The organism is Flavobacterium chungangensis, from assembly GCF_042654045.1.
GTDB classification, from domain to species: domain Bacteria; phylum Bacteroidota; class Bacteroidia; order Flavobacteriales; family Flavobacteriaceae; genus Flavobacterium; species Flavobacterium chungangensis.
Map to the genome: position 1 here is coordinate 231,019 of NZ_JBHSFY010000003.1, position 18,196 is coordinate 249,214.

The 18,196-nt window shown below is 36.8% G+C and carries 6 protein-coding genes; all 6 read left to right on the top strand.

Going from position 1 to position 18,196, the window contains the following annotated elements:
• Positions 1–341 precede the first annotated feature (341 nt).
• Positions 342–11,189: an Ig-like domain-containing protein gene (locus tag ACFO3N_RS06145; RefSeq protein WP_379796083.1), complete on the top strand. Its 10,848-nt coding sequence runs from the start codon at positions 342–344 to the stop codon at positions 11,187–11,189.
• Positions 11,190–11,236: 47 nt separating this feature from the next.
• Positions 11,237–12,148 (top strand): PorP/SprF family type IX secretion system membrane protein, encoded by a 912-nt coding sequence (locus tag ACFO3N_RS06150; RefSeq protein ID WP_379796085.1) that lies wholly within the window; start codon positions 11,237–11,239, stop codon positions 12,146–12,148.
• Between the two features lie 8 nt (positions 12,149–12,156).
• Positions 12,157–14,169: an OmpA family protein gene (locus ACFO3N_RS06155; protein ID WP_379796087.1), complete on the top strand. Its 2,013-nt coding sequence runs from the start codon at positions 12,157–12,159 to the stop codon at positions 14,167–14,169.
• A gap of 474 nt (positions 14,170–14,643) precedes the next feature.
• Complete coding sequence (locus ACFO3N_RS06160) at positions 14,644–15,069, top strand: CBS domain-containing protein (RefSeq protein ID WP_177210944.1); 426 nt, start codon at positions 14,644–14,646, stop codon at positions 15,067–15,069.
• A gap of 153 nt (positions 15,070–15,222) precedes the next feature.
• Complete coding sequence (locus tag ACFO3N_RS06165; RefSeq protein ID WP_379796090.1) at positions 15,223–17,514, top strand: NADP-dependent malic enzyme; 2,292 nt, start codon at positions 15,223–15,225, stop codon at positions 17,512–17,514.
• Positions 17,515–17,592: 78 nt separating this feature from the next.
• Positions 17,593–18,174 carry a Holliday junction branch migration protein RuvA gene (ruvA, locus tag ACFO3N_RS06170; protein WP_095927916.1) on the top strand — a complete coding sequence of 194 codons (582 nt, stop codon included), beginning with the start codon at positions 17,593–17,595 and terminating at the stop codon, positions 18,172–18,174.
• The last annotated feature ends 22 nt before the right edge of the window (positions 18,175–18,196 follow it).

The window sequence follows — 18,196 nt, forward strand, 5'->3', positions numbered from 1 at the left end:
AAAACCAGTGAGACTTTTGTAGTCTTTAAATTACTATATGACAATGGTCTGCATAATGTCTTTTTTATATGTATGTCTTGAAAAAGCTGTTCTAAGTTTTTTTAAATCCATTTTATATTTTTTCACGTATCTCATCAATATGCTAAAAACAATCATCTGTTTTTTAGCATACGAAATTTCTGTTCCACAAACTCAAGTTGTCTATGCGTAACTCTACTTTTTGTAAGTCTGGATTTTACAGGCTAATTTTTCTTATTTTATTTATTACATTACCAATATTCTCATACTCACAAGTATGTGGTACCCCTGGAGTTGACGGACCTGTTGCGGTGTCAAGTTCAGTGAATACATATTATCCAATCACAGGAAATGTTACACTGAATGCAGGAGCACAATCTATATATCTAGCAGGTGTGCCAGCAACGGATCAATACTCGAATAATTTTGGCACAACTCCAATCTCTGCTGGAGATTTGATTTTAATTATTCAAATGCAAGATGCTTCAATAAATTATACAAATACAAGTAGTTATGGTTCTGGTACGACGAACAGCGGTCCAGATAATCTAGGAGGAACAGGATTTACAGCTCTCGGTAATACCGGGGTTTTTGAGTATGTAATTGCAACAAATAATGTACCCTTGACAGGAGGAAATTTAACGTTTAAAGGTACAGGTGCTAATAATGGTGTCTTGAATAGTTTTTATAATGCAGATCCAACTACTTCAAGAGGAAAGAAAACATTTCAAGTCGTTAGAGTACCTCAATATTCTAATTTAACTCTTACAGCCAATATTACTACTCCCCCTTTTAATGGTGTTGCAGGTGGTATTATTGCATTTAATGTTTCCGGAACTTTCAACTTTAACGGTTTTAGTATTGATGGAAGTGCAAGAGGTTTTAGAGGAGGATATAGCCCAAAAGCAGGTTCGGATGCTAATGACTCAAAAACTTATGTTGGTGATTCATCAAATAGCAAAATTTCAGGAAAAGGAGAAGGAATAGCAGGTACACCTAAGTATATGTGGGATGGTTTTAATCAGGTAGCAAATACAGTCGAAGGAATGCCAGGAGGTTCTTCAGGAAGAGGAGCTCCAGCGAATGCAGGAGGTGGTGGTAACGACCATAATACCGGCGGTGGAGGCGGTGGAAATGGTGGATTTGGTGGACTTGGTGGCGCTGGATGGCAAGGTGGAGGAGGAGATTTATTCTCCAATAACCTTACAGGAGCAGGAAGACCAGGATCAAAATCGTATACTGTGATTGAAAAATTTCCAAGGCTTATTATGGGCGGTGGAGGAGGCGCAGGTGATGCAAATGATGCTTCTTCTGGTGTAAAAGGTGGTGTTGGAGGAGCAATTATTCTTATAAACGCAGGGAATGTTTTAGGGAATGGTACTATTTATGCAAATGGAGGAAAAGGAGCACCTGGAACCTACGCTAACTCACCTGATGGTGCTGGAGGTGGAGGAGCAGGTGGAACAGTTTTGCTGAATGTTTCTAACAATAGTACTGCTACCATTCAAATTCAAGCTAAAGGAGGAGTAGGTGGAAACACTGAAAACGATAATAATAACGAGCACGGACCAGGTGGTGGTGGTGGTGGTGGAATAATCTGTCATAATGTTTCAAGTTCAGTAACCATTACAACAAATGTAACAGGTGGAGCAGCTGGTAAATCTAATGCAGGAAACGGAATTAATCATGGAGCTATTGCTGGAACAGATGGTTATGTATCAACTTTTACAGTTGCAGACGTACCTGCAAACCTACAAGTTAATGCGAATTGTTTCCCAGTTCTTGAGACAAAAGCCAAAACATTATCTACTACTGCAATTTGTAATGCTATTGATGAAAAAGTTTCTTATGAAATCGAAATAAAAAATACGGGAGCAGGAAATGCTGCTGGCGTGATGTTGGATTTTAGTTTTCCAACAGGTATCGAATTTGATTCCGCTACAGCAACTTACTCTACCGGAGCTTCAGGACCAGCAGGAACTCTAGCTAATTCGGCTACAGCTACGGCTAATAATCCTGTTTTTGGAGGATTTAACATTGCACAAAATGGTATTGTTACCATCACTTTAGTTGGAAAAGTAGCAGCTTCGATAGCAGCAGGAACTTATAGTGCAAATGCGCAAGCATTATATCTTGACCCAACACGTACAACAGCCAATTCTACTAGAAGAATAACGGCATTTACAAATGCTTATGGTACTGCGAATAAAACGTACGAAGGTACAGGCCAATCAAATGTTCCAGGTATAAATTTTAATGGAACAGGCACTGTCGTTGACGATATCTCAATTTTAGCTTTGCCTGCAGCTCCAACAGTGAGTGTAACGCAAACAACTTGTACTGCTCCAACAGGTACAATAACGGTTAATACACCTGCAAACGGTTCTGGAATAAGTTATACATTAACGGGAACAAATCCTGTTTCTGCTTCAGTAAATAGTACAACTGGTATTTTTTCTGGATTGGTACCAGGTACCTATTCGGTAACTACAACAAATGCACAAGGATGTACTTCTGCTGCAAACACTGGTATTGTTATTAATGCAGTTGCTGGAGCGCCAACGACGACAGGTGTGACTATTTGTCAAGATGGAACTGGTTCATTGACGGCTACTTCGCCATGTGGAACATCTAATAGCTCAGGAGCAAAAATTGCAAGAGCAGGTAATAGTGTAGGCACAGCATCACTTTCTTGGTCTAATCCTTCAAGAGTGAATTCTAATGATTCAAGCTATGCATCTGCAACTGTTAGCAGTGGAGGGAATATCACTGTTGTGACAAGGTCTCTTCAAGGAACAGATTTTGATTTTAATATTCCTTCTAATGCTACAATTACTGGAATTCAAGTTACAATTGGTCGTTATAGTAGTACTGCCAGCTCTACAGTGAATGTTAAAGATAATGTTGTTAGTCTAATTAAAGCAGGAACTGTTATTGGTGAAAATAAAAGTATAACAGGATCTAATTGGCCAATAAGTTCTACTTCTGCGGCAAATTATGGTGGATCATCAGATTTATGGAATACAACTTGGACGCCCGCAGATATTAATAATGCAAATTTTGGAATTGCTTTATCTGCAAGTATCACTAGAACATCAAATAATGACATTACTGCCTATGTAGATTATATGCAGATTACTGTAAATTATACTATAGGGGGAATTGAATGGTATACTACATCTACAGGAGGTTCGTCAATTTATACAGGTACTTCTTTTAATCCAGTGGGAGTTACAGGATCTGGATTGGCAAATACCGCTACAGCAACAACAAAAACGTATTATGCGGCTTGTTCAGGTAATTCAAATTGTAGAGCAGCGGTTAATTTTGTTGTTAATGCAAAACCAACCATTGCAACAATTACTTCTAACTCACGATGTGGTGCAGGAGAAGTAACTTTAGAAGCTACAGCATCAGCAGGAACTATTAATTGGTATGCAGCAGCAACAGGAGGAACGTCGTTAGGGACAGGAGAGAGTTTTACGACGCCAAGTTTATCAACATCAACTTCTTATTACGTTGACGCAACAGAAAATGGCTGTACTACACCAACAAGAACTGAAGTTAAAGCAACAATAAATGCAGTACCAACAATAAATTCGACAACAGAAGGTTCAATATGTGGCTCTGGATCAGTGAGATTAACTGCAACAGCGTCAACTGGAGCGACTATTAATTGGTATGCTGATCCTACAAGCGCGACAGTATTAGGAACAGGAACCACTTTTGATACTCCAACTTTAACAGCTACTACAACTTACTATGTAGGAGCAGTAACAGCATCAGGTTGTACTTCAACGTCTAGAATTGCTGTCGCGGCAGTTATAAATACAGCTTCTAGTATTATATTTACAAGTGGTACTCAAAATCCGACAGTTTGCTCTGGAGGATCAGTTCCAAATGCAGTATATACTTTTGGAGGAAGTGCTACAAATGCCACAGTATCTAATTTACCAACAGGATTATCTGCAACGGTTGATACTAATGCAAAAACAGTAACAATTTCCGGAAATCCAACAGCTGCTGGTACTTATACCATTACTACAGTTGGTCATACTGCGCCTTGTGTAGAAGTTACAATTCAAGGAAAGATTTCCTTAACACCAAATGTAACGATTGCATCATTTTCACCTGCAACGTCTTCTCGTTGCCAAGCAGTTGAAACAATAACAAGAACTACAACAGCAACAAATTCAACAGGAGGTATTACATATAGTCTAGATTCTGCAAGTAGCACAGGCGGAAATACTATAAATTCAACTACTGGAGCAGTAACTTATGTTGCTGGATGGTCGGGAGTAACTACAATCACAGCAAGTGCTGCAGGATGTAATGGACCAGTAACGACTACTCATACAGTAACGACAAATGCTTTACCTACAGCAACTATATCTGGAAATTTAACCGCATGTTTAACTACGACTTTGACAGCGAATTCAAATGCAACTTCAGCAACTTACGTTTGGTATAAAAATAATGCTGTAATCTCTAATCAGACTTCTTCTACATTAGTTGTAAATTCTGATGGAGATTATAAAGTAAAAATTAGAAATTCTTCAACTGGATGTGAAGCAACTTCTGCTGCTTCTACAGTAAAAATTAGTGACACAGAAAAACCTGTAAAACCTGTTTTAGCAGATATTACAGCAGAATGTTCGGTGACAGTAACGGCTCCGACAACAACTGATAATTGCAAAGGAACAGTTACGGGAACAACAACAGATCCATTGACATATAATGCTCAGGGAACTTATACCATTAACTGGAGTTTTAGCGATGGAAATGGAAACGTGGAAACAGCAACTCAAAAAGTAATTGTTAAGGATACTCAGAAACCTGTAAAACCAACATTAGCAGATATTACGGGAGAATGTTCTGCAACAGCAACTGCTCCGACAACAACTGATAATTGCAAAGGAACAGTTACGGGAACAACAACAGATCCATTGACATATAGTGCTCAGGGAACATATACCATTAACTGGAGTTTTAGCGATGGAAATGGAAATACAGAAACCGCGACCCAGAAAGTAATTATAAAAGACACTCAGAAACCTGTAAAACCAACATTGGCAGATATTACGGGAGAATGTTCTGCAACAGCAACTGCTCCGACAACAACTGATAATTGCAAAGGAACAGTTACGGGAATAACGACAGATCCATTGACATATAATGCTCAGGGAACATATACGATTAACTGGAGTTTTAGCGATGGAAACGGAAACGTAGAAACCGCAACTCAAAAAGTAATCATTAAAGACACTCAGAAACCTGTAAAACCAACATTGGCTGATATTACAGGAGAATGTTCTGCAACAGCAACTGCTCCGACAACAACTGATAATTGCAAAGGAACAGTTACGGGAACAACGACAGATCCATTGACATATAATGCTCAGGGAACTTATACCATTAACTGGAGTTTTAGCGATGGAAATGGAAATACAGAAACGGCGACTCAGAAATTAATTGTTAAAGACACTCAAAAACCTGTAAAACCAACATTGGCTGATATTACGGGAGAATGTTCTGCAACAGCAACTGCTCCGACAACCACAGACAACTGTGCGGGAACAGTGACCGGAACAACAACGGATCCATTGACATATAACGCTCAGGGAACTTATACCATTAACTGGAGTTTTAGCGATGGAAACGGAAACGTAGAAACCGCAACTCAGAAAGTAATTGTTAAAGACACTCAAAAGCCATCAATTACTTGTCCTTTGGCAGTTTCAGTTTCTACAGATACGAATTCATGCACCGCAACTGGAGTTGCTTTAGGTGCTCCGACAGTATCGGATAATTGCTCTGCAACTGTAACAGTGACGAATGATGCACCTTCAAGTTTCCCAATTGGAAATACTACAGTGACATGGACAGCAACAGATGCAGGAGGAAATACAGAGACTTGCACGCAAATCGTTAAAGTAATTGGTGAAATTATAGCAAATAATGATAGCGTTTCTTCATCAGATGGAGTAACTGGAGGAATAGTTATTACTAATGTTTTTGATAATGATGTTTTAAATTGTAATAAAGTAAATAGAGAAGATGTTGATGTTATAGTAAAAGGTACCGTACCTTCAGTGTTAATTTTCAATACTGCAAATGGTGCTGTTTCAGTAAAACCGAATACTCCAACAGGTACTTACACTTTTGATTATTCAATTTGTGAAATTGCTAATAGTGGAAATTGCAAGACAGCTACAGTAGAAGTTGAAATTGTAAATGATTTAATAGCCGTTAAAGATGATTTCGGAACAAAAACTTCTGGATCAGCATCGGCAATTGTCGGAAATGTTAAATCAAATGATACTTTAGACGGCGCATCTGTTACGTCCACAAATACTGTTGTTACAATTGACAGCGACGGGCCACTAAGCGTTGATGCAAATGGAGATGTTACTCTAGAGGCAAACACGCCAAGCGGAACCTACAGCATCACATACGAAATCTGCGAGAAAAATGCGAACCCTTCAAACTGCAAAACGGCTACAGCAGAGGTTAAAGTTGAAAACGGTCTAATTGCCGTTAAAGATGATTTCGGAACAAAAGCTTCAGGATCTGCATCGGCAGTTATCGGAAATGTTAAAACGAACGACACTTTAGACGGCGCATTTGTTACGTCTACAAACACGGTTGTTACAATTGATAGCGACGGGCCACTAAGCGTTGATGCAGACGGAGACGTTACTCTTGCAGCAAACACGCCAAGCGGAAGCTACAGCATTACATATGAAATCTGCGAGAAAGATGCGAATCCTTCAAACTGCAAAACAGCGACAGCAGAAGTTAAAGTTGTAAATGGTTTAGTAGCAGTTAAAGATGATTTCGGAACAAAAACTTCTGGATCAGCATCGGCAATTGTCGGAAATGTTAAATCAAATGACACTTTAGACGGCGCATCTGTTACGTCCACAAATACTGTTGTTACAATTGACAGCGACGGGCCATTAAGCGTTGATGCAGACGGAGACGTTACTCTTGCAGCCAACACGCCAAGCGGAAGCTACAGCATTACATACGAAATCTGCGAGAAGGGTGCGAATCCATCAAACTGCAAAACTGCAGTTGCTGAAGTTAAAGTTGCAAATACAATAGAGGCAGTATTAGATACGATCACTCCAATTAATGGAAACATTGGTGGAACAACAATATCTCTAGCAGGAAACGATACATTAAACGGTAATAAAGTAGTAATTGGGACTAATTCAGGAGAAGTTACAATAAGTATTGTACGCACTTTGCCATCAGGATTGACATTAAATACAAATGGAACTATTACAGTAGCTTCAGGAACTCCAAAAGGAGATTATAAAGTAGAATATACAATATGTGAAGTAGGTGCAGTTCCTGCAAACTGCGACTCGGTTACTATTACCGTACCAGTTACAGCAGGAAATCTTGTGGCAAATGCTGATGAAATCCCATCAGTTTTAGGATCGAATGTTCCTCAGACATTAGGGAAAAATGTATTTGACAATGATACTAAAAACGCGCAGCCATTAGACCCAGCAGATGTTACGCTGAAAACTACAGCGGCAGATCCGAAAGGATATCTGACTTTGGATGCAGACGGAAAAATTATCTTGGGAGCAAATCCTCCGGCAGGAGATTATGAATTAACGTATGAAATCTGCGAGAAATTAAATCTGGACAACTGCAGTTCAAACACTGTGAAGGTAACGGTAGGATTGCCTGTAATTGATGCAGTTGAAGACGTGATCGCTTCGATAAATGGAAACATTGGCGGAAAAACGATTTCCTTAACTGCAAACGATAAATTGAACGGAAATCCAATCACAGTTGGAACGGCAGCAGGAGAAGTTAAGTTTGAAATTATCGGAACGCTTCCATCAGGATTAACCCTTAATTCAGATTACACCATAAGTGTTGCGCCAAATACTCCAAAAGGAGATTACAAAGTAGAATATAAAATCTGCGAAAACACGAATCCAACAAACTGCGATTCAGTTATTATAACTGTACCAGTTACGGGAGGAAACCTTGTGGCAAATGCAGATGAAATTCCATCAGTTTTAGGATCGGATGCTCCTCAGACATTAGGGAAAAATGTATTTGACAATGACACTAAAAATGGGCAGCCATTAGATCCGTCAGATGTTACGCTGAAAACTACAGCAGCAGATCCGAAAGGATATCTGACTGTAGATGCAGACGGAAAAATTATCTTGGGAGCAAATCCTCCAGCAGGAGATTATGAGCTGACGTATGAAATCTGCGAAAAATTAAACCCAGACAACTGCAGTTCAAATACTGTGAAAATAACAGTAGGATTGCCAGTAATTGATGCAGTTGAAGATACGGTAAGTCCAATAAACGGAAATATCGGCGGAAAAACGATTTCCTTAACTGCAAACGATAAATTGAACGGAAATCCAATCACAGTTGGAACGGCAGCAGGAGAAGTTAAGTTTGAAATTATCGGAACGCTTCCATCAGGATTAACCCTTAATTCAGATTACACCATAAGTGTTGCGCCAAATACTCCAAAAGGAGATTACAAAGTAGAATATAAAATCTGCGAAAACACGAATCCACTAAACTGCGACTCGGTTACTATTACTGTACCGGTAACAGTAGGAAACCTTGTGGCAAATGCAGATGAAATTCCATCAGTTTTAGGATCGGATGCTCCTCAGACATTAGGGAAAAATGTATTTGACAATGACACTAAAAATGGGCAGCCATTAGATCCGTCAGATGTTACGCTGAAAACTACGTCGGCAGATCCGAAAGGATATCTGACTGTAGATGCAGACGGAAAAATTATCTTGGGAGCAAATCCTCCAGCAGGAGATTATGAAATGACGTATGAAATCTGCGAGAAATTAAATCCAGACAACTGCAGTTCAAACACTGTGAAGGTAACGGTTGTATTGCCAGTAATTGATGCAGTTGAAGACGTGATTGCTTCGATAAATGGAAACATTGGCGGAAAAACGATTGCATTGACTGCAAACGATAAATTAAACGGAAGTCCAATCACAGTTGGAACGGCAGCAGGAGAAGTTAAGTTTGAAATTATCGGAACGCTTCCATCAGGATTGACGCTGAATTCAGATTACACGATAAGCATTGCGCCAAATACTCCAAAAGGAGATTACAAAGTAGAATATAAAATCTGCGAAAACACGAATCCAACAAATTGCGATTCAGTTATTGTAACTGTACCAGTTACGGGAGGAAATCTTGTAGCAAATGAAGATCTTATGTCGTCAGCAGTAGGAGTAAACATTCCACAGAAACTAATCAACGTTTTTGAGAATGATACTAAAGATGGAAATAAATTAGTACCATCAGAGGTAGATCTTAAAGTAACGCAAGAAGATCCAAAAGGATATTTAACGGTGGATGCAGACGGAAATGTTGTACTAGCTCCTAATGCACCTGCGGGAGAATATGAATTGACATACACAATATGCGAGAAATTAAATCCGAATAACTGTGATTCAAATGTTGTAAAAGTTACAGTAACAGAACCAAAAATGGCAGTAACTGCAAATAGTTATTGTTTAAACAATGTTCCTTATGTTAACTATTCGGTTTCACCAGAAAATTTCACAACAAATAATCTATTAACAGTAAAATGGATTGATAGTAATAATAATGTAGTGGCAACTCAAACCAATCTGCCATTAAGCGGAAATATTTTATGGCCTGGAGCAGAGATTGACAGCAACAAAAATGGAACAGATTGGCCAGGATGGATTTTAAATAACGGAATATGGTCAGAAGGTGCCGACGGATTTGAAGCTACTAGAAATGGAGTGAAAATTGAGTTTTCATTAAATCCAACGGTTACAGTTTCTGTTGCTTATCCGCCAGCTACGCCAGATTGTAATGCACGTCCAACATTCTCAATAAAAGCAAATAATGATGAAACGGGACCTGTAAATGTGAAAAAAGGAGCAAATGCTACGGTTAATATTTTTGAAAATGACTTATTGAATGGAGCGCAAATTAAGCCTTCAGATGTTATTTTATCAATACCTGCAGTAAATCCAAACTTCTCATTAAATGCAAATGGTTCAGTCAATATTGCTGCAAATACGCCAGATGGAATTTACGAATTGACTTATCAGATCTGTGAAGCTGCAAATACATCAAATTGCAGTCAAGCAGTAATTAAAATTACAGTTGATAATGTTGCAGACCCAGCTCCGCCAACAGAAAATCAAATTACTTTAAATAATGATAATGATGTTAGTGCAGATGGAATTAATGGTTCATTAGAATTTGTAAATGTTTTAGAAAATGATTTAATAAACGGACAGCCAATAAATCCTGCTGATGTTATAATTAAGCCTTTAACAGAAAGTCCGTATTTTGAATGGAATGCTGACGGAACGGTAAATGTTAAGCCAAACACGCCAGGAGGAAATTATCCGTTGACTTATCAGGTTTGCGAAAAGGCAAATTCGTCAAATTGTTCTACTGCGACATTAAATGTTTTTGTAGAAGTGCCTGCTATTTCTGTGATTAAAACAGCAGTTTTTAATGACGAAAATAAGAGCGGTTTTGCAAATGCAGGAGAAACAATCACATACAAATTTACTGTAACCAATACAGGAAATGTACCACTTGTCGGAATCACAATAAACGATCCGTTGCCAGGAGTAGTAGTTTCTGGACCAGCAATTAATTTGGGTGTCAACGAATCTAACGAAACTAATTTTACAGCGGTTTATAAAATCACTCAAGAAGATATTAATCGTGGCAGTGTGAGTAATCAGGCAACAGTTAAAGGAAGCAGTCTAAGAGGAGTTGTAGTTGAAGATCAGTCAGACGATGCAAGCAATAGCGGAGATAGTCCAACAGTCTTAGACCTAAATGGATGTTCTATTAAAGTAATGAATGCTTTCTCTCCAAATGGAGATAGCAAGAATGCAAGATTCTACATTAGAGGAATTGAATGTTATCCAGATAATACGGTTGAAATTTATAACCGTTGGGGAGTTTTGGTTTTCAGTATAGATCAGTACAATAATAACGATCGAGTTTTTGAAGGATATTCTAACGGACGTTCTACAATCAAACAAACAGATGGTCTTCCAGTTGGAACGTATTTCTATATCTTAAAATACAAAGACAGCGCTCAGAAATCTCATCAAGAATCAGGGTACTTGTACCTTAATAAATAAAAAGGATTACGGCTTAGTTAACCCTAAGCCGTTCTAAAACTTAATAAATGAAAAAATTAATTTTAGTTTTTATGTTTTTTTCGATTGTGTCAAATGCGCAGCAAGATGCGCAGTATACACAATATATGTATAACACAATCGAAGTCAATCCAGCGTATGCGGGTTCACGTGGAGCTTTAAGCGTTTTTGGTTTGTATCGTACGCAATGGGTCGGGTTAGATGGAGCGCCAGAAACGAGTACATTTTCTGTTAATACACCTTTGAATAATACTGATTTAGGACTTGGAGTTTCTTTGGTAAATGATAAAATCGGACCAACGGTAGAGAATACTTTATCGGCAGATTTGTCTTATACAATTCCAACTTCCGATACATGGAATTTGTCTTTTGGTATAAAAGGAACAGCTAATCTTTTTAACATCGATATCAATAAATTGAGTTATGAAGACCAAGATGATCCGCAGTTTCAGAACCTTAAGAATAAATTTTCGCCAAATGTTGGAGCAGGACTTTATTTTCATTCAGACAGAGCATATGTCGGGTTATCGGTTCCTAATTTTATAGAAACAAATCGTTATGACTCAGACGATGTGGCTATTTTTAAAGAAAAAATCAATTATTATTTAATAGCAGGTTATGTATTTAATTTAGATCGTTTAGAGTACATAAAATTCAAACCAGCTTTAATGACCAAAATGGTAGAAGGAGCTCCTTTGCAGGTTGATGTTTCAGGAAATTTTATGTTTAATGACAAATTCGTTTTAGGACTTGCTTATCGTTGGAGTGCATCTGTTAGTGCAATGGCAGGATTTCAAGTTACAAAAGGAATGTACATAGGCTATGGTTATGATCATGAAACGACACGATTAAGAAAATACAATTCTGGATCTCATGAGGTTTTCTTAAGATTCGAATTCTTTAATAATTACAATAAAATGATATCCCCAAGATTCTTTTAATACAACCTATGAAAGCTAGAAATTTAATATTGATTATTTTACTGTTTTGTTTTTTTTCAAATGTAAATGCACAAAATCCATTTACTACGATGAATATAAAATATGCAGATAAAAAATACGAAGAGTACGCTTACGCGGATGCCATAAAAGTATACGAGACTTTAGTAAATGCTGAAACTACCAACGAAGGTGTAATTCAGCGTTTAGCAAATTCATACTATTTTAATGGTGAATTAAAGAAAGCCTTAAAATGGTATGAACAACTGTTTATAATAAACGAAAACCAAGAAGCTGAATATTTGTATCGATACGCACAATCATTAAAGTCGGGAGGAGACTATCGTAGATCTGATGAGATTTTGCAGAAATTCAATCAAAAAGCAACTGCAGAAAAGAGGGCAGATCTTATTAGAAGCGACAAGAATTATTTAGAAGATATAAAAGAAAACTCAGGCCGATTCCAAATTGCTGATGCTGGTGTTAATTCTCGATACTCGGATTACGGAAGTGCTGTTTATAATAATAAAATTGTTTTTACTTCTGCACGCGACACAGGCGGAGTTGTTAAAGCTAATTTTCAATGGACAAACAGATCTTTCTCTAGATTATATACAGCCGATCTACTTCCAGACGGAAGCGTTGGAAAACCAGAACTTTTAGTAAAAAGAAAAAAAGATAATTTCAATGAGTCAAGTCCTATTTTTACAAAAGATGGACGAACGATGTATTTTACTAGAAATAATTTTACAGATGGTAAAAGAAGAAGCAACGATAAAAACGTAACGCTATTAAAATTGTACAAAACAGAATTGATAGATAACGAATGGAAAAATGTTGCAGAACTTCCGTTCAATAGCGATCAATACAGTACGGCGCATCCCGCTTTAAGCGTAGACGAAAAAACACTTTATTTTGCATCAGATATGCCGGGAACTTTAGGACAATCTGATATTTATAAAGTTGCAATTAATAATGATGGAACTTTTGGTACACCCGAAAACTTAGGCCCAACTATTAATACAGAAGGAAGAGAAACTTTTCCTTTTATTTCTGGAGAAAATGAATTGTATTTTGCTACAGACGGACGTCCGGGTTTAGGAGGATTAGACATTTTTGCTTCTCGTATTAAAGCTAACGGAACTTATGATGACGTTTTAAATGTTGGAGAACCTGTAAATAGTAAACAAGACGATTTTGCCTTCAGTATTGACAGCAAAAGCAGAAGCGGTTATTTTTCTTCAAACAGAGAAAACGGACTAGGGATGGATGATATTTACAGATTTACAGAAACAAGAAGATTAATCTGCGAACAAAACTTATCAGGAACAGTAACAGACGCAGAGACAAACGAAATATTGTCCAATACTTCTCTGACTTTGTTTAATGAAAAATTTGATCCAGTTGGAACAATCACCACAGACGAAAAAGGAAATTACATTTTTCCTGATCTAAGATGTGGTAAAAAATACACCATTAGGACTGCTAAAAACGATTATAATGCCAAAGAAGTTGTAGTAACAATCCTTAAAGAAAAAGGAGAAACTACAGAAATGATTGCATTAAATAAAGTCTTTAAACCACTTGCAGCAAAAACGGTAGCGATCAAAAAAGTGGCAATTAGTCCTGTAAAATTGAGTTCTATGCGTGTAGGAGTAGACATTGCAAAATTGTTAAACCTTCCTATGAACTTCTTTGATTTGGGTAAAGCGACTATTAAAAAGACATCAGAACCACAATTAATGAAAGTGGTAAATCTTTTAAATGATTATCCAAACATGAGACTAGATATTCGTTCGCATACCGACAGCCGTTCTTCTTCAGAAAGCAATCAGATTCTTTCAGAAAAAAGAGCGCAATCGACAAAAAACTGGTTAATTCAAAAAGGAATCAGCGAAGATCGATTAACTGCAAAAGGTTATGGTGAAACGCAATTAGTAAACAAATGTGCAGACGGAGTGAAATGTACAGAAAAACAGCACATGCAAAATAGACGAAGCGAGTTTATTATTGTTGCGATGTAAAAGAATTTTCACATAAAATTTAAAAACCCTTTTCTAAATTATAGAAAAGGGTTTTTTGGGTTATAAATCATCCCTACGGGATAATGGATAGGTGGTGTGATAATTTTTTTTCTACCGATCAGTCACTCCTAGCGGAGTGAGGTTCGAATTATATATAATGTGTAAAAAAAACACTCCGGTAGGAGTGACTGGTCGGTAGTGAATGTTTATCCATATTTATAATGTCCCGTAGGGACATTTGATTGGTCAAAAAAAATGAAAACTCCGCTAGGAGTTTCTGGTCGGTAAACGTTAAAAAATCTAAATTTTCTTAAAAAACGATTCTAAACAAATTCATTCTTTACACTATAAATTTGAAAATCTCGATTTTTGTGTATTATGTTTAAAATGAATTGGTTATGTTTTAAAAAATCGATTTCGCTGTAGATTGCGTTGGTTTTTGTTTTAACTTTATAAACCTAAAAATTTTTCATTATGACTGTAGATCAAATACTTAAAGCAAAAGGAAGGAATGTGTATTCTATTTTCTCCAATTTAACGGTTTATGATGCGTTAAAAGTTATGGGAGAAAAAAACATTGGAGCAATTTTAGTTATGGACGATAATATTTTAAAAGGAATATTATCGGAGAGGGATTACGCCCGAAAAATTGTACTGAAAGATAAATCTTCTAAAGAAACTTTTGTTCATGAGATTATGGAAAGCCATGTCTTTACAGTTAAACTTTCAGATAATCTTGAAGATTGTATGGAACTTATGAGCGAAAAAAGAATAAGACACCTGCCTGTTTTAGAAGATGGAACAGTGGTTGGAGTAATTTCAATCAGCGATGTGGTGAAGGCAATTATAGAAATTCAAAAAGACACAATCAACCATTTGAATTCTTATATTTCTCAATAAACAGTAGCTAAAAACGATAAAAATTCAAACGAGTCCAATTTCTATTGGACTTTTTTTATTTATTCGAATAGATTTTAAGAAAAGAAAACGCTAAAAAGACGCCATTTTAAAACAAGACTTATATCTTTGTAAGCTAGAATAAATGCTAAAAAAATGAACAAAGAGAGTAAAAGAAGAGAGGCGTTACTGTACCATGCAGAACCAACTCCAGGAAAAATTCAGGTAGTTCCAACAAAAAAATATGCAACCCAGAGAGACTTATCATTGGCTTATTCGCCAGGAGTTGCAGAACCATGTTTAGAAATCGCAGCAAACAAAGAAGACGTTTATAAATATACAGCAAAAGGAAATTTAGTAGCCGTAATCTCAAACGGTACAGCTGTTTTAGGTCTTGGAAATATTGGTCCAGAAGCAGGAAAACCTGTAATGGAAGGAAAAGGTTTATTATTTAAAATATTTTCTGATATAGACGTTTTTGATATCGAAATCGATACTGAAAATGTGGAAGAATTTATTCAAACGGTAAAAAATATTGCCCCAACTTTTGGAGGTATCAATCTGGAAGATATTAAAGCTCCAGAATCTTTCGAAATAGAAAGAAGATTGATCGAAGAATTGGATATTCCAGTAATGCACGACGACCAGCACGGAACAGCAATTATCTCTTCTGCAGCTTTAATCAACGCACTTGAATTGGCAGGTAAAAAAGCAGAAGACGTAAAAGTAGTAGTTTCTGGAGCAGGATCTGCGGCGATTGCGTGTACAGATTTATATGTTTTACTTGGAGTAAAAGTTGAAAATGTTTTAATGTACAATAGTAAAGGACTTTTAACAAAAGACAATCCTGCACTTTCAGATTTACAATTAAAATATGCAATTGATGGTGCTAAAATTCCTTTAGAAGAAGCAGTAAAAGGTGCTGACGTTTTCATCGGGTTATCTTCTGGAGATATTCTTTCGCCAGAAATGTTATTAACAATGGCAAAAAATCCGATCGTTTTTGCAATGGCAAATCCGAACCCGGAAATCGATTATAATTTGGCTACAGAAACTCGTAAAGATGTTATTATGGCTACTGGACGTTCAGATTTTCCTAATCAGGTAAATAACGTTTTAGGTTTTCCTTATATCTTTAGAGGAGCGCTAGACGTAAGAGCGACAAAAATTAACGAAGAAATGAAAATGGCGGCTGTAAAAGCTTTAGCTATTTTGGCGAAAGAACCAGTTCCAGAACAAGTTAACGTAGCCTACGGTGCTATGAAACTTGGATTTGGACAGGAATATATCATTCCTAAACCTTTCGATCCTAGATTGATTACTGTTGTAGCTCCTGCAGTTGCAAAAGCAGCAATGGAATCTGGAGTAGCTAAAAATCCTATTACAGACTGGGCTGCTTATGAAGATCATCTTCGTGAGCGTATGGGTAACGATAACAAAATGGTGCGTTTGATTACAAACCGTGCAAAATTAAATCCAAAGAAAATTGTTTTTGCTGAAGCAGATCAATTAAACGTTTTAAAGGCAGCACAAATTGTTTACGAAGACGGAATCGGATTCCCAATCTTATTAGGGAACAAAGAGCAGATTTTGGAATTAAAAGCAGAATTAGGTTTTGATGCCGATTTAGAAATTATCGACCCAAAAACAGATGAGGAAGCCGTAAGACGTAACAAGTTTGCAAAATCATTCTGGGAAACTAGAGGAAGAAGAGGTGTTTCTAAATTAGATGCTGAAAAATTCATGCGCGAAAGAAACTACTTTGCCGCTATGATGGTTAACGAAGGAGAGGCAGATGCAGTGGTAACAGGACATTCTAGAAGCTATCCTTCGGTAGTTAAACCAATGCTTCAGTTAATCGAAAAAGCGCCTAACGCTTCTTTGGTAGCAACTGCAAATATGATGCTTACTTCTCGCGGGCCAATGTTCTTATCAGATACAGCAATAAACATTAATCCGTCTGCACAAGATTTGATTAATATTGCCATTATGACTGCAAAAACTGCAAAAATGTTTGGCATTGAGCCCGTTATAGCAATGGTTTCATTCTCAAACTTTGGATCTTCAACTAGCGAAAGCGCTTCAAAAGTTAGAGAAGCGGTAGCTTACTTGCATAAAAACCATCCAGAATTAATTGTTGATGGAGAAATTCAAGCAGATTTTGCATTAAATCCAGAAATGCTTCAAGAGAAATTCCCATTCTCTAAATTAGCAGGAAAAAAAGTGAATACATTGGTTTTTCCTAATTTAGAGTCAGCAAACATCACTTACAAATTATTGAAAGAATTGTATAAAGTGAATTCAATTGGACCAATTATGATGGGTATGGGCAAACCAGTTCATATTTTCCAATTGGGTGCTAGCGTTGAGGAAATGGTAAATATGGCAGCTATTGCTGTTATTGATGCACAGGAAAAAGAAAGCAAAAAGAATAAAATAACACAATAAACGTTCTAACAAGGATTGAACAAATTTGTCGTAGTTTTATGGCATTTTTGTTATATTTGATACTAATAAATTATATTTATGATAGCACATTTGCAGGGAAGATTAGTAGAAAAGAATCCTACAGAGGTTGTAATTGATTGTGGAGGGGTTGGTTATCAGGTAAATATATCGCTGCATACCTTCTCCTTAATTCCAAATTCTGAAAATATAAAATTGTATACGCATCTTCAAATTAAAGAAGATGCGCATACTTTATATGGTTTTGCCGAAAAATCGGAGCGCGAGATTTTTAGAATGCTACTTTCTGTTTCAGGAATCGGAGCTGGAATCGCGAGAACGATGCTTTCGTCTATAGAACCAAAACAAATTATAAACGCTATTGCATCAGGAGATGTTGGCGTAATCCAGTCTATCAAAGGGATTGGAAACAAAACAGCCCAAAGAGTTATACTTGATTTAAAAGAAAAAGTTGTTAAATTGTACGATATTGACGAAGTTTTTGCTGTTCAAAACAATAGAAATCGAGATGAAGCGTTATCTGCTCTAGAAGTGTTAGGTTTTGTCCGAAAAGCTTCCGAAAAAGTGGTAGAAAGAATCGTAAAAGAAGATCCAGAAGCTACCGTTGAAACAATTATCAAAAAGGCTTTAAAAAGCTTATAAATTTCATTTTATATAAAAGAAT